Source organism: Paraclostridium tenue (genome assembly GCF_039521565.1).
In the GTDB taxonomy this organism is placed as follows: Bacteria; Bacillota; Clostridia; order Peptostreptococcales; family Peptostreptococcaceae; genus Paraclostridium; species Paraclostridium tenue.
The window spans coordinates 22,580-48,685 of record NZ_BAAACP010000010.1 but is presented as its reverse complement, the minus strand read 5'-3'; the positions used below and the strand labels follow the sequence as shown (position 1 = coordinate 48,685).

Below are 26,106 nucleotides of genomic sequence, written 5' to 3'. Positions count from 1 at the left end.
CGTATTCCTCCAATCAATTTAAGCTAATTAATATCTATTTTTTGCAAACAAAGAATATTCTCTCTGATTCTTCATTTGGTTTGTTAAATGTAAAGTCTCCATATACTTTTATATTCCCAAATCCAGATTCTTGAAGCATCTCTATTATTTCTTCTTCTGTATAGGCTCTTTGTTGATGAACTTCTTCGAATTTATCATATCTTTCATCTTCACCCTTTATAAAGAATGCTAATTCCATTTCTAATAAATTCTCTTCATCATCAAAATAGTTTTGCCATAGATATGAAACATCTTCTCTATTTTCTCCATATATATTTCCACCTAATATATTGGCAAGTTTATAATATGAACTTATATCAAATATGAATATTCCATCATCTTTTAATAGTTCATAAGTTGTATCAAATACATTTTGTAAATCATCATCATAAGTTATATAGTTAAATCCATCGCAAGCACATAATACACAGTCAAGCCCTGTTATATCAAAGTCTAGCTCTGCTATGTCTTGTTGTAGTAAAACTAATTCTATTCCTTGCTTTTCAGCTTTTTCTTTAGCTACACTTAGCATTTCCTCTGATATATCTATACCTGCTATATCATATTCTTTTTTAGCTAAAGGTATAGTTATATTTCCTGTACCACATGCTAGTTCAAGTATATTTTTAACTTTAGCATCTTCATTTTTTATTATATCTTCTATATATTTAACCCATTTGTCATAATCAACATCGTTCATAAGTTCATCATAAACAAATGCAAAATCTTTATACTGATCCATCGCCTTCGTCCTTCTCTATTTTTTTCTTTTTCTTTTTACGGGACGTTAACATACCTCCAATACGCCCTGCTTCCTTGGCAGTTAATCCTCCCCAACCAAGCTCAGAAACCTTGTCCATTAAGCCAAGTTCTGATGCTATCTCATATTTCATTATATCATCATCTGTCAATATTCTTTTTTTCTTTCTAGAAGTTTTAGTTCTTGGTTTATTTATATCAATTTTTTTATCGTTCACAAAAATCACTCCTTCATTTTGTATTCTTATCATATAAGTAAAATTTATACAAAGTAAGGAGTGATTTAGTATTATAGTAAAGACTTTTTATATTTTAGTAGTTTTATATATATATCTAGTGCATTTCCTAAAATGCTTTCATCAAAATTAAAGTTTAAGCTATGAAGTCCATTTACAAATCCTTTTTCTTCATTTCTTGCACCTAACATAAAGAATAATCCTGGTATCACTTGTTGATAATATGAAAAATCTTCAGATATCATTATAGGTTCTAGTTTTATTAACTTATCTTGCCCTATAGCTTTTTCAAATTCTTCATATAAAGCTTCATTATTATTGACAGCTGGATAATCATCTCTTATTTCAACATCTATTTTACAGTTATATGCTACTTCATATCCTTTAGCAAGTTCTCTAATTCTTTCTTTAATAGTTTCATATACTTCTGGTTTAAAAGCTCTTATAGTTCCCTCTATTCTTATATTTTCAGCTATTATATTTCTTCTAGTACCTCCATGCATCTTACCTATTGTAAGTACTGCATTATCTAGGGGACTTATGTTTCTAGATACTATTGTTTGTAAACTTCCTATAAAGCTAGAAGCTAACACTATTCCATCTATACCATTTTGAGGCATAGCTCCATGACCACTTTTTGCTTTTATGTCTATATCTAATTCTCCAACTTGAGCTAAGAAATAATTAGGTCTTGTACCTACATAACCTTCAGGTATTTCTGGATATATGTGAAGCCCATAAATTTCATCTATATTATATTTTTCAACTATCCCTGCTTTTATTAAAGGCTTGGCTCCTCCTGGACCTTCTTCAGCAGGTTGGAATATAAATACTATATTATCTACTAAATTTTCTCTTTGTTCATTTAAGTAAGTTACAAGTCCTAATAAAACACTCATATGACCATCATGCCCACATAAATGCATAGCTGTATCTCCCATAGTAAGAGCATCCATATCAGATCTAAATGCTATAGTTTTTGAAGGATTTTTACCTTTTATTATACCTACTACTGCTGTATCTAAATATTCCTCAAATTCAACACCTATATTTTTTAAATAGTTTTTTATATAATTACTAGTCTTAAATTCTTGGTTTCCAATTTCAGCTAGTACATGTAATTCTTTTCTATTATTTTTCATTGATTCTTTTATATTACATATATTGTTCATATAATTCTCCTTTACAACAATTTATCTTTTTTTAATTATACCCAATATATATTAGCTTTGTATTGCTATTAATGCTTAACTTTATTAAATTTATTGTTTTTAGTGCTATTTTTTTAATTATTATAAAAAAAGAGATTGGATATATCCAATCTCTTTTTATTATCTATCTTCGTTAGTAACATTAAATACGTAAGGTACGTTTCTATAGTAATCTCCGTAATTTAATCCGTATCCAACAACAAATTTGTCTTCTATTTCAAATCCACAGTAGTTAGGTACTAATTCTACCTTTCTTCTACTTGGCTTATCTAAAAGTACACAACATTTTATACTAGCAGGGTTTTTAGTTTTTAAGTGACCCATAACAAAATTCATAGTAAGAGCTGTATCAGTTATATCATCTACAACTAAAACATCATATCCTTCTATATCATCACTTATATCTGCTACCATATTAACTTTACCAGTACTGCTTTCTTCATGACCATAACTTGAAGTAGTCATAAATCCTATCTTAACAGGTACTGTTATGTGTCTTACTAAATCTGCACAGAATATAAAACTCCCTTTTAATAAAGATATAACCATTAGTTTTTTACCTTCATAATCTTTAGATATTTGTGCACCTAATTCTTTTAGTCTTTCTTGTATTTGTTCTTCTGAACATAATACTTCCCATTTCTTAGTTTCTATATCCATGTTACAACCTCCGGTATATAATATTATATCCATTTTATAGGAGTTTTCTTAATTTTGCAACGTATTCAACAAATATTAGTTAGCTTTATTCATATCATCCATTACATTTATTATAACCTTATCAGTTGTAGTCATTCCTTTATCACTTACTCTACCTAAGTTTTGTATACTTTGCTCTGCTCCAGTTCCAACTATTCCGTTCATTGGAGGTACTATACAATCTTGTTTAGCTATTATAGCACTTTGTAATGCTGCTGATGCTGCTGATGCAAGTTTTAAAGCACATCCTGCTTTAGCTCCATCACATATCATACCACTTAAGTTAGCAACCATGTTTTCTATTGCACCTTCTATTTGAGTTTCATTACATCCCATTAACCAAGCTAATCCTGCTGTAGCTCCTATACTTGCTGCTACTCCACATCCACATACTGCAGATAATCTTCCTGTATAGTTTTTAACGTATGCAGTTAATAAGTGAGATATTGCTAATGATCTAGCTAATTTTTCTTCTGTTTGAGGGAACTTATCATTGTATGCAACTATTGGAAGTATAGCTGTTATACCATGGTTACCACTTCCATTTGAACTCATAACTGGTAGTTTTACCCCTGCCATTCTAGCATCTGATGCTGCAGCAGTTATCATCATTGTGTAGTTCATTAAGTCATCACCTAATAATCCTGACTCTATAGATTTTTTGATTCCGTAACCTACACCTACTCCAACTTTTTCATTTAATCCGTACTTAGCTATCTCTTCATTCATAGTTATTCCGTCTAATAAGAATTTTATTTCTTCGAAATCTACAGTTTCCATAGCTTCTACTATCTCTTTTATAGTTATAGTATCTAATATATTTTCTTTAGGCTCAGTTGATGTTGCAGCAACTTCAACTACTTCTTCGTTTACTAAAACATCTTCATTTTTTTGTACAAATACTATATTGTCATGTTTAGTTCTTATAACAACCTTAGCAGTATTATTCTTTCCTTCTAATTCAACTTCTATATAAACTTTTTCAGTTGTATCTATTGGTGATATGTTTATATCATTGTTATCCATGAAATTTTCTGCAACTTTAACATCATCTTTAGTTAATGTTTCTAATACTCTTAATCCATTTTCTGATTTTCCACCTATAAGACCCATAGCAGCAGATATTTTTAATCCTAATCTATCAGTACCTGGTATACCTACACACATACCATTTTTATATACATTTGGGCTAAGTTTTATTGTGCATTTTACAACATCTTCTCCTAATGTTTCTTTAGCTTTTGCACATGCTAATGCTACTGCAACTGGTTCTGTACATCCTAATGCTGGTTTAACCTCAGCTTTTAATATATTAACTAATTTAGTTTGTAAATTTTTCATTTTTGATCTCCTCCTAGATAGCTATAAAATATTTATGTATTTTATTAAAAGCAAGAACCATGCCAAATGAAAATGTTTTTTCAAAGCTTGGAATCACTATATTTAAAATTAAATTTCGACACTTTTTTGTCATTTAATCTCATTTAGAAAAAAAATAGTCTCAAAATGATACTTAATATCATTTTGAGACTATTTTATATTTATCTATTTTCCTATATAATGTAGCTCTAGATATCCCTAAAGCTTTTGCTGCTAAATCTTTATCTTTCTTATAATTTTTATACTTTTCTAAAGCCTTTATTATTTCATTTTTTTCTAACTCATCTAATGTGATAATTTGTTCAGTTGTATTTAAAGTTAATTCATTATTTGAATGACCATATTTTATTCTATTTGGTATATTATCAAGATTTATTGTAATACCTTCACACCTATTAACACTATACTCTATAACATTTTGTAACTCTCTAATGTTACCTGGCCAACTATAATCACAAAGATATTCCATCGCCTGAATATCTATACCTTCTACATTTTTACTTAACTTATTTGAGTATTCTCTTATCATATATTCTATAAGAAGATGTATATCATTTTTTCTTTGTCTTAAGGTTGGCAAAACTACAGGTATTACATTTAATCTATAATATAAATCTTCTCTAAATGTTCCTTTTTTAACCATATCCTCTAAATCCTTATTAGTTGCTGCAATTATTCTAACATCTATAGTTACATTATGTTTAGCACCTATCTTGTCCACTTCTTTTTCTTGCAATACTCTAAGTAATTTAGCTTGTAGATGTAAACTCATATCTCCTATTTCATCTAAAAATATAGTTCCTTTATCAGCTAATTCAAATTTACCTAAACTTCCACCTTTTTTAGCTCCAGTAAATGCTCCTTCTTCATACCCAAATAGTTCACTTTCAAGTAAATTATCAGGAATTGCTGCACAGTTTATTGCTATAAAAGGGTTTCCCGATCTATAACTATGATTGTGTATAGCTCTTGCAAATAGTTCTTTACCTGTACCACTTTCTCCTGTTATTAAAACTGTAGAACTTGTTTTTGATGCCATTAAAGCTTCTTCTTTAGCCTTATTTATTGCATAACTATTTCCAATTATATTATCTAAAAATATTCTATGGTCGTTACTCATTTTATTATAGTTTTTTATAGCATCTACCCTGTCTATAAAGTCTAGGACATATCCTTTAAGTTCATAATTTAATATTATAGGCTTTATATTATAAATCCCCTTAAATTCTTTACTATCTCCTCTATAAATAAAGTTATAAGTTTTATCATTATTTATACTATTAAAGTTATTAAGTTTTATAAATTTTAATACATCTCCTATAGAGCTACCTATTATATCACTTTTTATATCAAATACTTCTTTAAACTTTAAATTATATTTTTCTATATTAGCATTTACATCTAAAGATACTACCGCCTTATCCATATTATCTAATAAGGTTTCTAGTTTTTTCTTTTCTAACTCCACTTCATAAGTCTTTATTTCTGCTTTTAATTTACTAGATATTAAGTCTGCCATTTTATGTAGGAAATTCATTAAATCTTTTTTTCTAAATTTAATTACATCTGCTTGTTCTTTTGTAAATGCAATTAAACCTATTACTCCATAAGACTTATTATCATAAACTATAGGGCAACATACTTCAGCAAATTCTTTACATATTCCACTACTATAACATTCATTACATATTTTATTACTTTTAGGGTCTTCTATTATTAATTCTTTTTTGGTTGTTAATGAATACTTAAATGCTGAATATGCTCTTAACTGTTGACCTATTTTCTTAAAATATGTTCCTGTTCCTGCTATTCTTACTAAGTTTGAATCTACTATAGTTACATCAATTTCTAAAACAGATGATATGGCTTCTGCTATATTTTGTATATCTCTTTTTATAAAGTTTAAATTAATCATATTTTCCATCCCTTAGTCTATCTTTGTACATTAGTAATTTCATTTCATTAAGTGTTTTGTATATCTTATTTAAAGTATACTGTATTGATACTAATATTACAAATAACATAACTACAATTATCATACTATAATGTATTTTCATTAAATTTCCTCCTATAACAAAAGACCAGGTATAACCTAGTCTTTAATAATTTTTCTTCCTATATAAATATATTTATCACTATTTAAATTTTCTAAAACACCTTTAAAGTTTGAATGTTCAAGTTTTTTTACAATCTCTTTAGGAGAATAATATTTTATACGTTCTCCGAATAATCTATGCTTAATACATTTTAATTTTATCTTAAATTTTTCTAAGTTGGGATCTTGCAGTATAACTTCTCCATCTTGGTTTAAAACTCTATGGATTTCTTTTAAAGCTTTATTTTGATTATTAGTGTAGTTAAATTGACTTAATACAATCACTTTATCAAAGAACTGGTCTGAAAAAGGTAATAATTCTAAGCAGCCCTTAACTACGCTACAATTCTCATTGTGCACTAAAGAGTAGCATATATCATGATATGCACTATCTTCAAGTATAGTAACATGGACTCCCATCATCCTTAATCTCTTACCTAAGGTACCTATGTTTCCCACCAGAAGGATTTTTTCTCCTATAGTATATCTTATCGTGTTTAATATGTCTTCTTCGGCATCCTCTGCAGAGTAATTTGATTCGTAACTCCATTGTACTACGCTTTTCACAGTGCTCCCCCTTCTACTTTTCAGTGTTTGTTTTTTACATCATAGAATAGATTATAATAAATCACGAGCAACTATTCAATAACCATTTTTAAATAATTTTTTTAATATGGTTTTCCTAAACGTAATATATTTAGTTTATATTATTTTCATCTAATCTTTTTATTTTTGATATAGAAACTTCATAAGCAACTCTCTTTTCAACATCTCCATTATCAAGTTTCTTTTCATAATCTCTGCTTTGAACCCTACCCCACATTTGTATTCTATCTCCAACTTTTAAATTTTTGGCAAACTTAGCATTTCTTCCCCATACTATAGATGGTATATAGTCAGATTTGTTATATGGTCTATTTATGGCTACAAGTAAATCTGTTATTTCTCTTCCTAAAGGAGTTTTTCTGTAAATAGGATTTTTACATATATATCCATCTAAGAAAATACTATTTGGGTCTTTAGTATCTTCCTCTACAGCTTTTATTTCTCTAGCAAAAACAGTTAATACTAATTTATTTTTACTATCTATGTTTTTATTATATGATCTTAATTGACCAACTACATCAATTAAGTTATTTTCATTTAAATTGATTTCTTGTAATAACCTTTCTGATATAGTTATAGGCAAAATATCATATGTATCACTTAATCTATGTATCTTAATTTTTGTACTATAAAATTTTTCCCCAAATATTTCATGACTAAATGTTAATTCTTCTTCAAGTTCTCCTCTTAAATTTACTATGTTAGTATCTTCCTTTAAATTTATCATATTATTCCCCCCAAAATTGTTAATTACCATATTTTATCTTGAATCTATATAATAAATATATTTATATGTACTTAATTTTATTACTGCTTTGTAAAAAGAAAATACAACAAAACTCCTTTTATATGGCAAAAAATAAAAAATATACCGCATCTTAAAATACGGTACATTTTTTATTTTATCTAATTGTCTTATCTAAGCTCGTTTGCTAGTTAATGCTTTTTTTAACATAGTTATTGAAGTGTATGCTATTACAATTATAACTAACCATCTTAAGATTTCCATAGGCATTGATTTAACAAAGTAAACAGCTATTATTACCCCTATAACCCCACCTATAGATATAAGTAAAGAAGTTTTCTTAGCATATGCTTCTTCTTTTATGAACTTAACACTTGCTATTGGCATTAATAACGCACAAGATCCCATCATTATAGGGAATGCTACTTTAGGAGACATTCCTAAGAAATAAACCATAGCCATACATGGAGAATATAATCCAACTCCAGCAGTCATTAACGCTCCAAATATAAAGTTACCAACAATACCTATAACAAGCTTGTAGCCAGTTAATCCAGTATCATTTCCTCCTCCAGGCATTAATCCTAACTGAGCTAATAACATTAATATTGCTGTTACAGCTAATGCAAGTCCCATAACCATTTGTATTTTTCTTTCATCCATCTTAGCTATTATACCAGCTCCTATATAAGACCCTGCTACTGCAGCTGCTAGTAAACTTATTAAAGTTATTGCATCTACATCTATAACAGTAGTAAATATAAAAGCCTCAACAACAACTGGTATAGTATGACATACATTTAATGTTCCTGGTAATAGTCTATCATGTATATTTACTTTTAACACATTCATCATTGCCACTGTAGGCGCAAAAGAACCTATACCTAAGGCATCAAAAAAATCTGTTACAAATCCTGTTAAAAGAGCTTTCCATGCTGCTACGTTTTCAAACTTGTTTGATGCCTTAGCTTTTAATAAATCTCTAAAGAAATTAAAACTAAATAGAGATATAAAAGCTGCTAATAGAAATCTTACTAAATTTAACATCCTATAATTCCTCCTACTGATATTAATTAAAAATGTCTTGCACAATAAATATGATTAAATACTATAAAAGCATTTAATCATATTTATTATAAGTTAATTTTTAACACTATACTACTTTAATATGAATCCATATTTTACCGGGTCTTCATCGTCAATAACAAAATGGTTAAATCCTGTTATATATGCAGCTCCTGTTATCTCAGGTATTATAGCATCATAATCAGCTACTTTATCAGTTCCTACTACCCTTCCTTTAAATAGCGTTCCTAATATACTTTCATATACAAATAATTCGCCTTCTTTTAATTCCCCTTTTGCATGTAGTGTTGCAAGTTTTGCACTTGTTCCTGTTCCACATGGAGATCTATCCACTTGTCCTTGTCCAAATATAACTACATTTTTATAAGTAGCTTCTGGATGAGTTGGCTCATCATATATTTCAACTAAATCTACAGTTTTTATATGAGATAATTCTGGATGTTGTATTTCTATAGTTTCATTTATTATATCTCTCATTTTTAAACCTATTTCAGTTAATTTTTGAGCATTTTTAGGTTCAACTTTTAATCCTAATTCACTAGCTTTAACTATTGCAAAGAAACTTCCACCGAAAGATATGTCAAAAGTTACTGTTCCTATTTCAGGCATTTCTATTTGAACATCTCTTTTATATAAAAATGCTGGTACGTTTACTATAGAAACTCCTTTAACTTTTCCATTTTCTACTTTAGCTTCACCTTTTACTATACCTGCTGGAGTATCCATTACAACGTGAGTTACAGGCTCTTTCATTTCTACCATACCAGTTTCTACAGCAGCAGTTATAGCTCCTATTGAACCATGTCCACACATGTTTAGATATCCTCCACCATCCATGAAGATTATTCCAAAGTCTGCTTCTTCATGGCAAGGTTGAGTTATTATAGAACCAAACATATCATTATGTCCTCTTGGCTCTAACATTATAGCAGTTCTTAAATGGTCTAGATTGTTTTCTAAGTAAGCTTTTTTCTCAGCCATTGTTTTTCCTTTTATGTTAGGAATTCCACCTGTTACTATTCTTGTTGGTTCGCCCATTGTATGAGAATCTATCGCTTGTATGCTTCTTGAAAATTTCATTGTACAGCCCCCTATGTATTAATTTTTTTTTTCTTATTTTTCATTTTTAATTTTAGAAAAGCTAGTGCTTTTTTTGCATCTAACTCATTTACTGTGTTTTCGCCGACAACTTCAGTTTCTATCCCCTCATCTGATTTATTAAAATCTACTATTGTATCCATATATTTATTAGTAACAACAAACTTAGCTTGTGTTCCATTAAATGTAAGTCCAACTAGTGGGATATCTCTTTTTCCAATTTCCTCAATAGTATTAGCATAATCTACGTGTGAGTTTCCCCACCCATCACAAGAAATTATAACTCCATCAGCTCTCATAGCTTCTAGCCATGCAGCTGTTCTTTGTCCCACAAATTCTTTATCTTTATTATCTTGTGGTGTTCCTACTACTACTATTCCTAAAAGATCTATGTCTTTATCATTCCCTACAATATCTAAAAGTGGATCTCTAAAATGATGTAGAGATGTTTCTTTAGTTGATGGTCCTATTCCCATAATCTCACCTCATTAAGTCATAGCTCTCAAGGCACCATCTCTATATTCATTAGGTGATATTATCATTGGTACATTTTTTATATCTATTATTGATGTACCACTCTCAAAACCACTAGGTTCTTGAGAAAATAGCTGATTATCATACATTGCACCTTGTCCTGCAATTTGTTTTACTATGACAACTTTTTTAGCATTCGGTCTTATTCTGTCAAAATATTCACGAACTTGCGTAGCATCTCTTCCATCTTGTTGTTTTAAATCTTCTCTTATAGTTTGTATAAATTTATCACAAGCTCTAAAAGCTGCTAATGGAAGCTTTCTTTCGTATGGTAAACCGCCTTTAACAGTTACATCAAAATGTATTATATAATCGTTAACAGAAGGGGTTCCTGCTCGTCCAAATATCATCTGTTGTGATAATATTCCTTCAGAAGAACCAAATTCATGCATCTGTCTTCCATCTTCATCTACTCCTGTAAGCATTACATATACACCTGTCAAAGTATGTGTTATACCTTCTCCAAGTCTTCCTAAAACCTTGGTAGATATAGGGATTATGTCCATGATAGTATTAATTTTTCTATCATAATCTCCAGGTTTGATTATATCTACTTTTATATTTGTTATTAATTCTTCCTGTTTAAGAATTTCTTTTATGTAATTGTTATTTATAGATAGAGTACCTTTTTTAATTGAGATTTTATCATTGAATTCAACATTATTTATATGAAATGGTTTAATGACTAATCGTCTAAGTATTTTCTCTTCCACGTATATCACCTTTTATATAAGCCCTCCTCTAATTATAGAGAAGGGCTATGTTATCTATTATACTTGAGCTACGTACTCGTACGGTAATTGTACTATTTTACCAGCAGATGGTATTTTAACTAATTGCTCTAAAGTATCTCTTAATATATGTGTTTGCATTTCTACGTTATTTGGTTCACCAGCGTTAGCACCCATTGGAACTAATGGAGCAACTGCTCTTGGAGTTCCGTTTTGTCTAACTACTGGAGGAAGAGCTGCTATTATTATAGTTGGTATACCAGCTTCTTCTATTGCTCTCTGCACGATCACGGCAGTTCTATGGCAAGTACCTCAGCCAGCTGTTAGAACTACAGCGTCTACTCCCTCTTCTTTTAATCTTTTAGCTATAGCAGGACCAGTTTCTTCAGTGAATTTAGTTTGGTCTCCACCACCACCCATAAATCCTATATGAACTGGAGCTACAGATTTTATGAAACCTTCTTTAGCTAATTCATGTAATCTATCTATAGGGAACATACAGTTTATATCTTTGTTAACGTCAGCGTTATCGTATCCACCATGAGATACCATCATCTCATCAGTAGTTGCTGTATCTGGTATTTCTCTATAAGTAAAGTCACCTGCTAAGTTAAATCTCTTATCAGATTTTAAGTGTACACCTGCTGCTGTAGCTAAAGCTATAGTCATATCCTTTAATTCTTTAGTTACAGGAGTCCAAACTGGAGGAGGTGTTATCGGAACATATATTTCAGATTGAAGTCCTTTTATTGTTGTAAGGCTCATATTTTTCCTCTCCCTTCTATTTATCTAAATCCTCTTGGTTTATTTTTTTATTTCTTTCTATTATGTCAACATATTTTTGATTAGGTTCTGGACTTAATACTTCTGGATAACTTAACATAAATCCAACCTCAAGACCAAGCTTAAGTTCATAGTCAGTTATAAGCATTCTTTTCGGTATTTTAAATTGGCCTAATCTGCCTTTTAAGTCTATAGTGACCCCACCGTCAGTTATCTCTACTATTACTCCTTCATACATTCTTTCAGTTGATATATATTTTAATCTATCCATTTTCATTCATCCTTCCATAATCAATTAACGTCTTTTACTATTTAGCGTCTTTTTCGTATATATTTTTTCTTTTTTCACTCATTGGTAATATTTGCTCGTTTTCAACAAGATCTATTTTCTTACCAGTTTCTTTTTCTATTAATTCAACGTTGTTTAATTTAACGTTAGCATTCCATTTTCTTTCAGGAGCTTTAACTTCTTCTCCACCCATTACTGTTTTTAACATTGCTAAAGATCTTATTGCATCTTCTGGGCATAATGTATTGTTTGATAATATTTCATTTTCAATACCTTGTTTAGATTTATTGTTATCTATCATGTATTTCATGTATTCATTACCAACAACTAGAGCACCTTGAACAGCTGAGAAACTTACACCTACTACAGCTACTCCTCTTTTCCCTATTTGTTCTATGTGAGAAGCAAAGTCTATATGGTTGTTTCCGAATCCTTCAGTTGTTACTATAGCACCATCAACACCCATAGCCTCTATCATCATACCTAATCTCTTAGATACATAGAATTTCTCAGCATTAACTTGAGGAGATCCTACAAATATAACACCTACTAAATCTATTTCTTCATCATGCATAGCTTCTATTACTAATGGTTCTCTCCAATAATGTCTAGAGTTTTCTTTAGATGCAGGTCCTATACAAGTTAATGCATGTATACCACCATCTAATACTTCAAGTGGAGATAACACAACTGGTACGTTTCCTAAGTCAACGTTTGGCTTAGCTCCTAATGTTCCAACTGGCTCTACAGGTAATATTAAGTTATCATGCATTGCCCCTTGTCCCATTATCTCTTTAACTACAACAACTTTTTTCTTACCAGGTCTTCTATATTGAGTTAATTCTTCAGTATCAACTACTAAAGATTCATCAGCTTGTTTTAAAGCTTCTCTTATTTCTTGAGTTATATAATCAGATGCACAGTGAGCAGCTAAAGGTCCTGGTCTTTCCATGTTAGTTCCTGCTTTAACTGTTACTTGAGTTTTGATGAATATATCACCTTTATCAGGAGCACCTGGTCTTCCCCACATTATATTAGTTTCTAGTACACCTTCTGAAGAACCGAATTCACCTATTTGAACTCCATTCTCATCTGTACCAGTTACCATCATTATAACCCCATCTATCACTCTAGTTACACCTTCACCTATTTCTCCTTCTTCTTTAGCAGCTATAGGTTGAACGTCCATTATAGTTTCGCTATATTTGTTATATTCAGCTGGAGTTATTATTTCAAGTTTCATATCAACAACTAATTCTTCTGAATCTACAGCTTCCTTAGTTAACTCTTCTGGTTTTCTTAAATATAAAGTAGTTCCTTCTATTTTAGTTTCTTCAGCAAAAACTACTTTATCTATTTTAAAATGCTTTTTAGTTAAGCTTCTTACTGCTTTAGCTTCTTGAACAGGTTCAGCTTTAACTTCTACAGCTTCTACAGTTTCAGCTACAACTGGTGCTGCTTGTTGTGCTACACCCATACCTTGAGCTACTGATAGAGGTATTTCTAAGTTTATATCTCTACCTTCACCTATATGTATTTTTATAGTTTGTCCACTTGCTGCTACTGGAGCTACAGGTGCTACAGAAGCAACTGGTGCTACTTCCTTAACTTCTTCAACTTCAACTTCTTCTTTAGCTTCTTCAGCTACAACTATACCTTCTACACAATCAGGTGTTAATGGAGTTAAAGCATCAACAGTTTTAGTTAATTTAGCTCCTAAAACTTGTTCTATTTTTAAACAATCATCAGTTATTGTTAATAATCCTGAATCCTCTAAGTCAGCAAATATTGCTGGATCTTCTAAATTTGATGGTTCTAGCACAGTCCCTGCTTCAAATCTACAGCAACAAACCGCTGGATCTTTAGCATGAGCTTTAGCTGTTTCTACAGTTATTGACATTTCTAATACCTCCTAGCATTATTTTTTTCTTCTATATAATCTATGTCCCGAAGCTCTTAATACATGGTCTGTACTATGGTATACAGGCAAACCTAACCTAGGCGCCACTTGCATAACTGTGTTTGTTCAGTCTTCGCAGTTACCTATTAGTACAGCTTCAGCTCCTTGACTCTTTAACTTAAGAACTTTTTCTGCTTGACCTGGGCATATACCTGGTAAATCACATCTAAATCTACCATTTACCTCTGTCATTCTCTTACATTTTTCTTCAGCTACAACTTCAGCACCCATTAATGATGCTATTTGTTTTAGTCTGTCTTCTTGTGCTCCACATTCGCATGCTATTATTCCTAACTTTCTGCTTTCTTGTGGAAGTGGCATTGATACTAAAATTCCTCCTAGGGTCTTAGTGATAGGACTTTCCTCTTCACCATGTCTTCCTGTGAAAGGTCCTCCTAAAACTATTTCTCCATAAGGTTTTATAAATCCACCACATTTTTCTATATATGTTATTACAGGCATTCCTATTGGAACATCCATAAATACCTTGCCATGATTTTCTGCTCCTACAACTCTTCCTCCAACAGTTATATCCTTAGTTATAAAAGGTTTTCTTTCTTCTATTGCTTCTACTATACGCTTTATTGTTTCAACGTTAGAAACTACAGTTTTAGCTTCTATTGGAAGTTGTCCTGGTACAAGAGTTATTCCTAATAATTCTCTTATTATAACTCTTTCATCACCAGCTGGGTACATATCTGGTAAATATTTTAATTCTATATTTGGTTCATCCTTACAAGCTTTTCCTAAAGCTAATATTGCTTTTTTATACTTAGGCTTTACAGCTATATATGCTTTATCTGCTTTAGTTATATCAAGCATATACTTTAATCCTTTTACTATTATTTCAGGATTATTTTCCATAAGTTCTACATTGTGTCCAAGTACTGGTTCACATTCAGCTGCATTTGCTATTATGCAACCTCCTGTAAGATCTACATTAAGTTTTATATGTGTAGGAAAACCAGCTCCTCCTGCACCAACTATACCTGCTTCTTTTATGGCTTCAAGATTATTTTCAGTTTCTTTAATCTTTACAAATTCTTCTGGTTGATTTTCATCAGCTTCTATTAATATAGCAGAGTCTGTTATATCAACTACTTTACCATAAACACTAGAGTGTATGTTAGCACCTAATCCTTGAGGTTCAGCAACAAGTTGTCCTTTTTTAACTTCACTTCCTACCTCAACTATCGGTTTACACGGAGCCCCTACATGTTGTCTTAATTCTATCTTAAGCATCATGGATTCCACCCCCTGACTATTTTATTTAACACCTTTTTATATTAGCAATTACCATGCCAACTTTTTAAAATTATTTATTTTTTTGATAATGAATAATTTATTTGTTTATAAAATAACATTTTTCGACATATTTTTCACTTCTATGTTCATATAAAACATCTATTTCATCTTATTTATCATCAAAAAATTCCAATAAATTACGTTTTCCCATTCATACTGTCTAATTTCTGACACTTTTATAAAATTATTTGCAATAATATTTAGTTATTTTTATCACAGACCTCTATATAACTGTCCCTTAAGTTAACTTTAAATAATGTCAATTTTTCGTCTACTGTCTATTTTTAGACATATTTATGTTGTATTGTTCTATTTTATAATATAAAGTTGTTCTTGGTATATTTAATATTTTAGCAGCTTTAGCTTTGTTTCCATTTGCCATTTCCAATGCTTTTTTTATAGTTTTCGTCTCTAGTTTACTTATCGCTTGATTTAAATCCAGAGGATATTCTTCATTTATATTATTTTCATTGCTTGATTCTACAATGTACATAGGTATATCATCTTTCTCAATTATATCCCCTCTAGATAATACAACTATATTCTCTATAGTATTTTTTAACTCTCTTATATTACCTTTCCAACTATATCTTTGAAGGATGTCCATAGATTCTTTACTTATTTTTAATTTTTTTCTATTATTAGATTTGCAAATTTCTTCTATAAATTCATCTACTAATAATAAGATATCTTCTTTTCTTTCTCTTAGTGGAGGTAAATCTATTTCTACTACATTTAATCTATAGTATAAATCTTCTCTAAATTTACCATCTTCAACTAATTCTTGTAAGTTTTTATTCGTTGCAGATATAATTCTAGCATCTATTTTTATATTTTTTTCTCCACCAATTCTTCTAACTTCTTTTTCTTGTAATACTCTAAGTAGTTTAGCTTGCATACTTAATGGCAAATCTGCTATCTCATCTAAAAATACAGTACCATCTTTAGCAAGTTCAAATATCCCCATCTTACCTTTTTTATTAGCTCCAGTAAAAGCGCCAGCTTCATAACCAAAAAATTCACTTTCAAATAATTCTGATGGTATAGCACTACAGTTTACTGGTATAAATTGGCCTTTTCTTTCACTATAATCATGTATTGCTCTTGCAAAAACTTCTTTTCCTGTTCCACTTTCTCCATATATAAATATACTACTAGTTGTCTTTGATACCCTCTTTGCAACTTCTTTTGCTCTTTCTAACTTATAACTTCTTCCTAAAATATTATCAAAACTTCCTTTTGATAAATTTTTTACTTCATCTTCTAAATATTTTAATCTATCATTTGCTTTATCTAATTTTTGAGAAAGTTTCTTTGCTTCAGTTATATCAACTTCTGTACATACAACTCCTACAAATTCAGAGTTTATAAATATAGGATTTGCATCTACCAATCCGTAAACATCACTATCTTCAATTTTATATATACCACTTTCTCTAGTTTTAGTTTTTAAAACTTTAGATGATACAGTTCCTCTAAGATATTTTTCTATACTCTTACCAACTACACACTCGGATTTTATTTTATATCTATTTTCCATAAACTTATTCCAAAGAACTATTTTTCCATCTGTATTAATAGCACATATACCTTCTTTTATCTCACCTATAATATGCCTAACTGTTATTCCATAATCTTCTAGTTCCATATATAAAAAATCTCTTATATGTCTTTGATTAATTACTCCTATTAATTTTTTATTTTCTAAAACAGGTAATACACCTATATTATTTTTCATCATTATGTTTCTACACTCATCTAATTTTTCATTCATATCTACAAATATTAGATCTTTACTCATAATATTTTTAACTAATTCATTTTTATAATCTTTGTATTTTGCAGACGAATTACATATATCTGTTAAAGATATTATTCCTTTGATGCCCCCATTTCCATCATCAACCATAATCTCTCTTTCGTTTTCTTTTACAATCAAATCTATAGCTTGCCCTAAAGTAATATTCTCATCTACCAATACGAATTTCTTACTCATTACGTCTTTTACAATTTTGGTTTCTGGTACAGAAAACATCATAACCTCCCTAAAAACACTTATTTATAAAGTATATTATACTATATAGATGATATTAAAAAATATTTAAAACCCAAATTTTTACATTTATTTAAGTGTCTAAAAAATCCACATTATCCATGCTTAAAATAAAATTTTTTATTTCTAACTACTTTATTACAAATTTAATTTTTCAAAAAATTACTACTAAATTAATTTTATTAATTGGGAAAATTAATTGTAATACATTATAAAGGTGGTGTTTATATTGAATAATCTAAGAAGTGAATTTGGCGTATTAAAAGGTAAATCTGAAAATAATGAACAAAGAAGTGTAAAGTTAAATAGTACACATTTTAGAAGAGAAGCACATGGTATACAAGAGGGTATAAGAAAAGATAGAAAGATAAAAATCGATACAAAATTTAAATAAAATTTTAAAAATATGAATATAATTTTTATTACTGGTTAAATTAATATCAACGATAACAACACACTTGTTATCGTAAGACATCTAACATTTAAGGAGGAAATTTACTATGTCATCATCATCTAGAAAAGCCGTTCCAGAAGCTAGAGCAGCATTAAATCAAATGAAGTTAGAAATAGCTAATGAGTTAGGTTTATCAAACTATGATTCAATAGACAAAGGTAACTTAACTGCTAGACAAAATGGTTATGTAGGTGGATACATGACTAAAAAGCTAGTAGAAATGGCAGAAAGACAAATGTCTGGAAAGTAAGTAGTAAATTTGACATCAAGGAAAAAGGCTACCTTTATAGGTAGCCTTTTTGAATGATTGCACATAAAAGCCAATTATATACGCTTATGTAATTCTCAATTTTTACTTTTATTTTTATATGTTTTAGTTTAATATAATTATATAGAAACATTACACGGAGGATGATATTATGTTTGAAAACTCATCTGAAGAATTAGCTTACCATAAGTTATTAATTTTATATGTTTTACAAAAAATAAATATGGATTTAACTAATTCTCAAATTACTCAAGTTATTCTTGAGACAGAGGTAATGAATTATTTCTCATTACAACAATTTCTATCACAACTTATGGATTCTAACTTCTTAAAAATATATGAAGATTCAAATAAGGAGTATTATACTTTAACGCAAAAGGGTATCGAAGCTCTAGAATATTTTTTATCTAGAATTCCTACTCAAATTACGGAAAAGATAGATGAATACATTAAATTAAACAAAGAAAACTTATTAGCTGATACTCAAGTTAAATCTAGTTTTGTTAGACAAAGTGATAATGAATACATAGTAAATCTAAGAGTTATTGAAAATCAATCCAACCTAATAGATTTAAATTTAAACGTGTCTTCCGAAAAACAAGCTAAACTAATATGTGATAATTGGAAAAAGAACGCATCTTATATGTATGCTGAAGTAATAGACTTGCTTATTACAAGTAAAAAAGAGCCTACACAAATATAATAGTAGTAGGCTCTTTTCCTACCTTAATTTCATCAATTAATTTATTCTCATTGGTTTTATATACTTTTATGCTATTGTTAGTAGTATCTGTTACAAATAGATATTTGTTATCTTTAGATAACTCTAATCCCTGTGGATTTCCATCAATTTTTATACAGTTTACGTACTTATATGTATTATAATCTAAAATTCTTATAGCTTTATATCCTAAATCTGCTATATATATAAGTTCATTTTCATAGTCTATACAAATTTCAACAGGTATTAATAAGTCATCTATAATATCCACTATATTTAATTCATACTTATCTAAAACTACTATTTTACCTTCTAAAGTGGAAGTATATATTAAATCCTTTTTATTATCTATTCTTATATGCCATGCTTTACAATCTATATTTATCTTTTTTTCTATACACTTTTTTACTATATCTATACATAGTATAGAATCTATACATGGTACATATAATTTATTTGATTTATCATCAAACGCAAACCCATGAGGCATATTATCTACACTAATAACACCTATAGGTTCTAATGTATTTTTATTTAAAACGTATATACTATTAGAATCCTCATTTGCTATAAATAGCTCGTTTTCACAAAGAGATACTTGACTAAGATTTCCACCTATAGATACAGAATCTATAATCTTATCACTTTTCATATCAAAAACATATAATACTCCATCAAAAGAACTAGGTATATATATTATATCCTTTTCTCTATCTATACAAAAATGATGAGGATATATATCTGGCCCTAAGTTTATTTCTTTATCTAAACTAAGAGTTTTATAATCTATGACACTTATGCTTTGTGATAAATAATTAGATGTATATAGCTTCAAAATAAAACCTCCTTACTAATAAGTTGTACTACCATAGTATATTGCTTTAAATACTTGTCTTATTACTAATTTTGTTCTTGAAATACATTGTAATTCTTTGATATTATTTATTTAACACAACTTGGGAGGATATTATAATGAAAGTAAATTTTAAACCATCAGGGGTTTGTTGTAAAGAAATAGAATTTGATATTGATGAGAATAACATCGTGAAAAGTGTTAATTTTGTAGGTGGATGTCCTGGTAATTTAATAGGACTTAAACATTTAATTGAAGGAAGACCAGCAGATGAGATAGCTGAAAAATTAGCAGGAATACCTTGCGGAGGTAAATCTACATCTTGTCCTGATCAATTATCCAAGGCTTTACGCGAGCAATTATCTAAATAATAATAAAAGAGTTTGAAATTGAGGTATTAATTCATTTTCAAACTCTTTTTTGTTACATACTATTAATTATTGTTCTAATAGTTCCTATCATATATAAAGATCCCGCACTTATTATTACATCGTCTTCATTAGAATTATCTAAAGCGTAAATAACTGCATCTTTTATATTTGGTTTACAAATTACTTCTATATTAAATTTATTTATTTTTTCTTTAAGTTTATTAGCATCTATTGCTCTTGGATTATCTGGTATAGTTGTTATAACCTTATTAAATCTAGGTATTAATATCTCTAATACTGAATCTATATCTTTATCTTCAAGCATACCTATTACTAAAATTTTATTTTTACCTTCAAAATATTTATCTATAGATTTTGCTAAAGACATAGCTCCTTCTTCATTATGAGCTCCATCTATTATAAACATAGGGTTTTCTTTAATTTTCTCTATTCGTCCTGGCCACTTAGTTTCAATTAACCCTTTTCTTATACTTTCTTCTGATATATTAATATTTTCATTTTCTTTAATATAATCTATAACATTAAGAGCTAATACAGAATTTTTTATTTGGTGCTCTCCAATTAATTTTATCTCTAGACTTTCATACTTTCTTCCATTTACAACACAATCATATTTTTGATAATTAACATTTGACTCTTTTATATTTATATCATCAAAATTACATTCTATATATTTAGATTGTTTTTCACTACATATATCTTTTATAACTAATTTTGCCTCTTCCTTTTGTGTATATGATATAGTTGTACAATTTTCTTTTATAATTCCACCCTTTTCATAAGCTATTTTTCCTAGGGTGTCTCCTAAAATTCCTGTATGGTCTAAGCTTATCGATGCTATAACACTTACTAATGGTTTATCAATGACATTAGTAGCATCATATCTTCCTCCAAGCCCTACCTCTAAAGCTACAAAATCTACTTTTTCTTGATTATAGTAATAAAATGCCATTGCTGTTACTATTTCAAACTCAGTAGGATACGAATATCCTTCGCTGACCATAACTTCTATCTTTTCTTTTATTATTTTCACTATCTTAGCTACTTCATTTTCAGGGATATTTTCTCCATTAACTCTTATTCTTTCTGTAAAAGTTTCTAAAAATGGAGATGTATATAATCCAACCTTGTATCCACTTTCTTTTAATATCGTTGATATGAATGAGCATGTTGATCCTTTACCATTAGTTCCAGCTACATGTATTATTTTAAGGTTATCTTGAGGATTTCCTAATAGCTCTAATAATTTTTTTATATTGTCTAGACCCAATCTCATTCCAAACTTATGACTTTCATGTATATATTTTAATGCTTCATTATAGTTCATATCATTCCTCCATACTGCGTTAATTAAGTACTTTTATTTATATGATACTTAATTTCGTCAAAACACTTAATTAATCCTCTACAAATACATTGTTTTCACACACTAATTAATAATTTATTCTAAGTCCTTTTGGATAATGATTTTTTAATACTCCATTCGATTCTTTTCCCCATCCAATAGGAACTCCTTCTACTGATACTAAGACCCAACCTCTACTTTTTCCTGTATTTATTGTATTTCCTCTTAAATAGTCTAAAATTTGATTATCATCAACTTTGAATTCTTCTACATTCTTTACATCTTCTAATTTTAGATAATGAGATAGTGCATGAGATGGTTCAAATCTATTTTTCTTTAATACTCCTAAGTGAAGTCCATATCTTAATACTTTCAATTTTTTTGTATCTGGAGATTCTTCTGGAATTAGATATAAGTTTTCTCCCCTTAAATCAAATTTATTTCCTATATTTACATTTAAAAACTTCTTTTCAAAATCTTTATAATCTTTTATTTCTTTATCTAATCTTTTTGTTTTTAATTCTTTAGTATTACAGTCTTCGTTTTCTAGTTTTTGTATTTTAGCTACAAAATGACCTTCTCCTTTTACTTTATGAGGCCATACTCTATCCATTCCTATTAGTTTTGCATTTTCAAATTCTTCTATAAATTCATTTATTATAGTTTCATTTTCTTCTTTTGCAAATGTACATGTTGAATATACTAATATCCCACCATTTTTAAGCATTTCGTATCCATCTCTTATTATTTCTCTTTGTATAGATTGACACTCTAATACTTTTGCATATGACCAATCTTTTATTGCTACTTCATCTTTTCTAAACATACCTTGTCCAGAACAAGGTGCATCAATTACAACTTTATCAAAATATCCTGTAAATACTTTTCTTAAGTTATTAGAATCAGTATTAGTTATGATACAATTTTTAGCTCCAAATCTTTCTAGATTTTCCCCTAGAGCTTTTATTCTTATAGGATTTATTTCATTTGAAACTAAGAGTCCTGTATCATTTAACTTAGATAATATATATGTAGATTTACCACCTGGAGCAGCACACATATCAAGAACTTTATCTCCTTCTTGTACATCTACTTTTGGCACAACACTCATAGCTGATGGTTCTTGTAAGTAATATGCTCCTGCTTCGTGAAGTGGATTTTTTCCCGGTCTATCTATAGTTTCATCATAGTAAAATCCTTCATTAGCCCAAGGAATTTGAGTTAAGTTAAATAAATTTAAATTTAATAATTCTTCTTTACTAATTTTTAGGGTATTAACTCTTAATCCTGTTGTTTTTGGTTCTTCATAACTTTTTATAAAATCATCATACTCATCTTTAAGTATTTCCTTCATATCTTCTAAAAATTTTTGAGGTAATGCTATTGTCAATTTATATCGTCCTTTCTTTAATTCATAATGCTTATTTATACTATATCTATATTAATCATATATATTCTATTTTATGATTTTATACAAACTATAAACATTATAATAGATTATCTACTTTATGTCATCAAACAAGATAAAGGAACTATAATGGATGTATATAATCTTATACAAGAAATTTATATTTTTCTATTTTATAAAAAAAGAAGCTAATCTCTGTTACGAGATAGCTCCTTTAGATTTATTATTTTATTTTAGCTTCTATATTTTCTATTCTTTCAAGAACTGACTTCATCATTTCTTCGAATTTTTCTTTTTTAGCTTTTTCTTCATTAACTAAGCTTTCTGGAGCTTTAGCTAAGAATCCTTGATTAGAAAGTTTTCCGTTAACTCTCTTTATTTCACCTTCTAATTTAGCTTTTTCTTTATTTAATCTTTCTAATTCCTTAGTAAAGTCAACTAATTCATCAAGTGGTATAAATATCTTAACTCCGTCTATAACAACACTTACTGCATCTTCTGGTATGTTAGTTTCATCTTCAACTATATCTACTATAGATGCAGATGCTAATGTTACAAAGTAGTCACGTCCAGCTTCCATAGCTTCTTTCTTTTCAGCTGTTGGAACTATTATAACTTTAGCTTTCTTTGATGGTGGTACGTTCATTTCAGCTCTTACATTTCTTATGTTTCTTATACCATCCATTGTTAAGTTCATCATTTCTTCTTCTTTAGCCATATTATCAGCTTCGTTATAATGAGGGAACTCAGCTACTACTATACTTCCTTCTACAGTTGGAAGATGAGTGTATATCTCCTCTGTTATAAATGGCATATATGGATGAAGAAGTTTTAATATCTTCTCTAATACATAAGTTAATGTATATAGCGCTGTTTGTTTAGCAGCTTTATCATCTGAATATAATCTTGGTTTAACTATTTCTATATACCAGTCGCAGTACTCTGACCAAGCAAAGTCATATATCTTTTGAGCTGCTATTCCTAAGTCAAATTTATCCATGTTATCAGTAACTTCCTTAACAACATTATTAGCTCTAGATATTATCCACTTATCAGCTAAAGTCATATTACCTTCTACTGATTCTCTAGTTACACCTTTCATTATTTCTTCATCTATATTCATGAATACAAATCTTGATGCATTCCATAATTTATTTGCAAAGTTTCTAGCAGCTTCAACTCTTTCCATATAGAATCTCATATCATTTCCTGGAGAGTTTCCAGTAGCTAACATAAATCTTAAAGCGTCAGCTCCGTATTGATCTATAACTTCTAATGGGTCTATTCCATTTCCTAGAGATTTACTCATTTTTCTACCTTCAGAGTCTCTTACAAGTCCATGTATTAATACATGTTCAAATGGAGCTTCTCCCATACAGAACATTCCTGCAAATGCCATTCTTACAACCCAGAAGAATATTATATCGTATCCAGTTACAAGTACGCTTGTTGGATAATAGTAATTTAATTCTTCTGTGTTATGAGGCCATCCTAATGTTGAGAAAGGCCATAATGCAGAACTAAACCATGTATCTAGTACATCTTCATCTTGTTTAAAGTAAGTATGTCCACACTTAGGACAAGCTGTAGGCATTTCTTTAGCTACAACTACTTCACCACACTCTTGACAGTAGTAAGCTGGTATTTGATGTCCCCACCATAACTGTCTTGATATACACCAATCTCTTATATTCTCTAACCATTGTAAGTAAGTTTTATCAAACTTATCAGGTACAAATTTTAATTCTTGTTTCTTTAATATATCTATAGCAGGTTTTGCTAATTCATCCATTTTAACAAACCATTGATCTGATAATCTTGGTTCAACTACAGTTTTACATCTATAACAAGAACCTACATTATGATTATGGTCTTTTATAGCTATTAAGTATCCAGCTTCGTCTAAGTCAGCTATAAGTTGTTTTCTACACTCATATCTGTCCATACCTTCGTATTTACCAGCTAACTTATTCATAGTTCCGTCTTCGTTCATAACATTTATCTTTTCAAGATTATGTCTTTGACCTACTTCAAAGTCATTAGGGTCATGAGCTGGAGTCATCTTAACTGCACCAGTTCCGAACTCTAAATCAACATAGTCATCAGCAACTATTATAAGTTCTCTACCTACTAAAGGAAGTATTGCATGTTTACCTACTAAATGAGTATATCTTTCATCTTCAGGATTTACTGCTATACCTGTATCTCCTAGCATTGTTTCTGGTCTAGTTGTAGCTATTTCTAAAAATTCATCACTACCTGCTATTGGGTATTTTATGTGATAGAATTTTCCATCATGTTCTTCATGCTCAACTTCAGCATCAGATAATGTAGTTTTACAATCTGGACACCAGTTTATTATTCTGTTTCCTCTATATATTTGACCTTTTTCATATAGTTTCACAAAGAACTCAGTAACTGCTTCGTTACATCCTTTATCCATTGTGAATCTTTCTCTATCCCAGTCACAAGAATCTCCTAACTGTTTCATTTGGTCAACTATTTTTCTACCAAATTCATTTCTCCAGTCCATAGCTCTTTTTAAGAACTCTTCTCTTCCTAACTCGTACTTAGTTTTTCCTTCTTGTTCCTTTATTCTTTCAACAACTTTAACTTCTGTTGCTATAGATGCATGGTCTGTTCCTGGTTGCCATAAAGCTTCATAACCGTCCATTCTCTTCCATCTTATAAGTATATCTTGTAAAGTATGGTCAAGAGCATGCCCCATGTGTAATTGTCCTGTTATATTTGGTGGGGGAAGCATTATTGTAAATGGCTTTTTATTTGGGTTTGGCTTAGATTTAAATAATCCTTCTTCTACCCACTTTGAATATAATCTTGATTCAAAGTCTTTCGGATTATACGTTTTTGGTAAATTAGTATTTTCCATATAGATTCCTCCTATTATTTTTATATTTTTTGAAATTTTTCTATAAATTAAAAAAGAGCTTTTACATCCATTTAAGGACGAAAAGCTCGCGTTACCACCTTAATTTTATATAAATTTTTATTTAAAATTTATATAACACTTAATAAATTTAACGATTTTCACCGTC

General features: G+C 29.4%; 24 protein-coding genes, 1 pseudogene and 1 other annotated feature (1 of these 26 running past the window's edge). Of the genes and pseudogenes, 4 read left to right on the top strand and 21 right to left on the bottom strand.

Annotated features, from left to right (window positions below):
* Positions 1-34: 34 nt before the first annotated feature.
* The 17 genes and pseudogenes from ABFX13_RS09205 to prdR all read right to left on the bottom strand — a co-directional run bounded on the left by ABFX13_RS09205 (position 35) and on the right by prdR (position 17,591).
* On the bottom strand, positions 35-781 hold the full coding sequence (locus ABFX13_RS09205) for a class I SAM-dependent methyltransferase (protein WP_187006360.1): 747 nt from the start codon (positions 779-781) through the stop codon (positions 35-37).
* Entirely contained in the window at positions 768-1,016 is a 249-nt protein-coding gene (locus ABFX13_RS09200; RefSeq protein ID WP_428833872.1) for an alpha/beta-type small acid-soluble spore protein, read from the bottom strand. The genes ABFX13_RS09205 and ABFX13_RS09200 overlap by 14 nt, the downstream gene beginning before the upstream one ends.
* A 71-nt stretch (positions 1,017-1,087) precedes the next feature.
* Positions 1,088-2,206, bottom strand: coding sequence for an amidohydrolase (locus ABFX13_RS09195; protein WP_346045200.1), 1,119 nt, complete (start codon positions 2,204-2,206; stop codon positions 1,088-1,090).
* A gap of 159 nt (positions 2,207-2,365) precedes the next feature.
* Positions 2,366-2,905 carry a hypoxanthine phosphoribosyltransferase gene (gene hpt / locus ABFX13_RS09190; protein ID WP_270646624.1) on the bottom strand — a complete coding sequence of 180 codons (540 nt, stop codon included), beginning with the start codon at positions 2,903-2,905 and terminating at the stop codon, positions 2,366-2,368.
* Between the two features lie 75 nt (positions 2,906-2,980).
* Positions 2,981-4,285, bottom strand: coding sequence for an L-cysteine desulfidase family protein (locus ABFX13_RS09185; RefSeq protein WP_346045198.1), 1,305 nt, complete (start codon positions 4,283-4,285; stop codon positions 2,981-2,983).
* Positions 4,286-4,463: 178 nt separating this feature from the next.
* A complete protein-coding gene (locus tag ABFX13_RS09180) occupies positions 4,464-6,239 on the bottom strand; it encodes a sigma-54 interaction domain-containing protein (protein WP_428833871.1) in 1,776 nt (591 codons plus the stop codon).
* Entirely contained in the window at positions 6,232-6,381 is a 150-nt protein-coding gene (locus ABFX13_RS09175) for a hypothetical protein (RefSeq protein ID WP_187527425.1), read from the bottom strand. Before ABFX13_RS09175 ends, ABFX13_RS09180 begins: the two co-directional genes overlap by 8 nt.
* A gap of 35 nt (positions 6,382-6,416) precedes the next feature.
* The gene (locus ABFX13_RS09170; protein WP_270646628.1) at positions 6,417-6,986 is read right to left on the bottom strand and encodes a class I SAM-dependent methyltransferase; all 570 of its coding nucleotides are present in this window, start codon (positions 6,984-6,986) and stop codon (positions 6,417-6,419) included.
* A 130-nt stretch (positions 6,987-7,116) separates the two neighbouring features.
* Positions 7,117-7,752: a single-stranded DNA-binding protein gene (locus tag ABFX13_RS09165; RefSeq protein ID WP_346045192.1), complete on the bottom strand. Its 636-nt coding sequence runs from the start codon at positions 7,750-7,752 to the stop codon at positions 7,117-7,119.
* A 192-nt stretch (positions 7,753-7,944) separates the two neighbouring features.
* Positions 7,945-8,817, bottom strand: coding sequence for a sulfite exporter TauE/SafE family protein (locus ABFX13_RS09160; protein ID WP_187006366.1), 873 nt, complete (start codon positions 8,815-8,817; stop codon positions 7,945-7,947).
* Between the two features lie 111 nt (positions 8,818-8,928).
* Entirely contained in the window at positions 8,929-9,936 is a 1,008-nt protein-coding gene (locus tag ABFX13_RS09155; protein ID WP_021130144.1) for a proline racemase, read from the bottom strand.
* 11 nt (positions 9,937-9,947) lie between these two features.
* A pseudogene (prdD, locus tag ABFX13_RS09150) lies at positions 9,948-11,201 on the bottom strand (proline reductase cluster protein PrdD).
* Positions 11,202-11,258: 57 nt separating this feature from the next.
* The gene (gene prdB / locus ABFX13_RS09145) at positions 11,259-11,984 is read right to left on the bottom strand and encodes a D-proline reductase (dithiol) protein PrdB (RefSeq protein ID WP_147546764.1); all 726 of its coding nucleotides are present in this window, start codon (positions 11,982-11,984) and stop codon (positions 11,259-11,261) included.
* A gap of 16 nt (positions 11,985-12,000) precedes the next feature.
* Positions 12,001-12,273, bottom strand: coding sequence for a CBO2463/CBO2479 domain-containing protein (locus ABFX13_RS09140; RefSeq protein WP_055340599.1), 273 nt, complete (start codon positions 12,271-12,273; stop codon positions 12,001-12,003).
* A gap of 37 nt (positions 12,274-12,310) precedes the next feature.
* Positions 12,311-14,191, bottom strand: coding sequence for a D-proline reductase (dithiol) proprotein PrdA (gene prdA / locus ABFX13_RS09135; protein WP_346045187.1), 1,881 nt, complete (start codon positions 14,189-14,191; stop codon positions 12,311-12,313).
* Between the two features lie 18 nt (positions 14,192-14,209).
* On the bottom strand, positions 14,210-15,496 hold the full coding sequence (prdC, locus tag ABFX13_RS09130; protein WP_346045185.1) for a proline reductase-associated electron transfer protein PrdC: 1,287 nt from the start codon (positions 15,494-15,496) through the stop codon (positions 14,210-14,212).
* 331 nt (positions 15,497-15,827) lie between these two features.
* The gene (gene prdR, locus ABFX13_RS09125) at positions 15,828-17,591 is read right to left on the bottom strand and encodes a sigma-54 dependent transcriptional regulator PrdR (protein WP_346045182.1); all 1,764 of its coding nucleotides are present in this window, start codon (positions 17,589-17,591) and stop codon (positions 15,828-15,830) included.
* Positions 17,592-17,838: 247 nt separating this feature from the next.
* On the opposite strand from prdR, the gene ABFX13_RS09120 reads away from it, so the two are divergent.
* The 3 genes from ABFX13_RS09120 (at position 17,839) to ABFX13_RS09110 (ending at position 19,034) form a co-directional block, all read left to right on the top strand.
* Positions 17,839-18,003, top strand: a complete 165-nt coding sequence (locus ABFX13_RS09120; RefSeq protein ID WP_346045180.1) for a hypothetical protein — start codon at positions 17,839-17,841, stop codon at positions 18,001-18,003.
* Positions 18,004-18,109: 106 nt separating this feature from the next.
* Positions 18,110-18,313, top strand: coding sequence for an alpha/beta-type small acid-soluble spore protein (locus ABFX13_RS09115; RefSeq protein ID WP_346045178.1), 204 nt, complete (start codon positions 18,110-18,112; stop codon positions 18,311-18,313).
* Between the two features lie 169 nt (positions 18,314-18,482).
* Complete coding sequence (locus ABFX13_RS09110; protein ID WP_346045175.1) at positions 18,483-19,034, top strand: DUF4364 family protein; 552 nt, start codon at positions 18,483-18,485, stop codon at positions 19,032-19,034.
* On the opposite strand, the gene ABFX13_RS09105 is transcribed toward ABFX13_RS09110, so the two are convergent.
* Positions 19,021-19,887 (bottom strand): YncE family protein, encoded by an 867-nt coding sequence (locus tag ABFX13_RS09105; RefSeq protein ID WP_346045173.1) that lies wholly within the window; start codon positions 19,885-19,887, stop codon positions 19,021-19,023. The two genes, ABFX13_RS09110 and ABFX13_RS09105, sit on opposite strands and share 14 nt — an antisense overlap.
* A gap of 137 nt (positions 19,888-20,024) precedes the next feature.
* Here ABFX13_RS09105 and ABFX13_RS09100 point away from each other — a divergent pair, with 137 nt between their 5' ends.
* Positions 20,025-20,276, top strand: coding sequence for a TIGR03905 family TSCPD domain-containing protein (locus tag ABFX13_RS09100; RefSeq protein ID WP_346045171.1), 252 nt, complete (start codon positions 20,025-20,027; stop codon positions 20,274-20,276).
* 52 nt (positions 20,277-20,328) lie between these two features.
* Here ABFX13_RS09100 and ABFX13_RS09095 read toward each other — a convergent pair whose 3' ends face one another.
* From ABFX13_RS09095 to ABFX13_RS09085, 3 genes are all read right to left on the bottom strand, one after another.
* Positions 20,329-21,624 carry a bifunctional folylpolyglutamate synthase/dihydrofolate synthase gene (locus tag ABFX13_RS09095; protein WP_346045169.1) on the bottom strand — a complete coding sequence of 432 codons (1,296 nt, stop codon included), beginning with the start codon at positions 21,622-21,624 and terminating at the stop codon, positions 20,329-20,331.
* Between the two features lie 106 nt (positions 21,625-21,730).
* Complete coding sequence (locus ABFX13_RS09090) at positions 21,731-23,032, bottom strand: RsmF rRNA methyltransferase first C-terminal domain-containing protein (RefSeq protein ID WP_346045167.1); 1,302 nt, start codon at positions 23,030-23,032, stop codon at positions 21,731-21,733.
* Positions 23,033-23,273: 241 nt separating this feature from the next.
* Positions 23,274-25,940 carry a valine--tRNA ligase gene (locus tag ABFX13_RS09085; protein WP_346045164.1) on the bottom strand — a complete coding sequence of 889 codons (2,667 nt, stop codon included), beginning with the start codon at positions 25,938-25,940 and terminating at the stop codon, positions 23,274-23,276.
* 70 nt (positions 25,941-26,010) lie between these two features.
* Positions 26,011-26,106 (bottom strand) — a binding site (T-box leader); it runs 133 nt beyond the window's last position.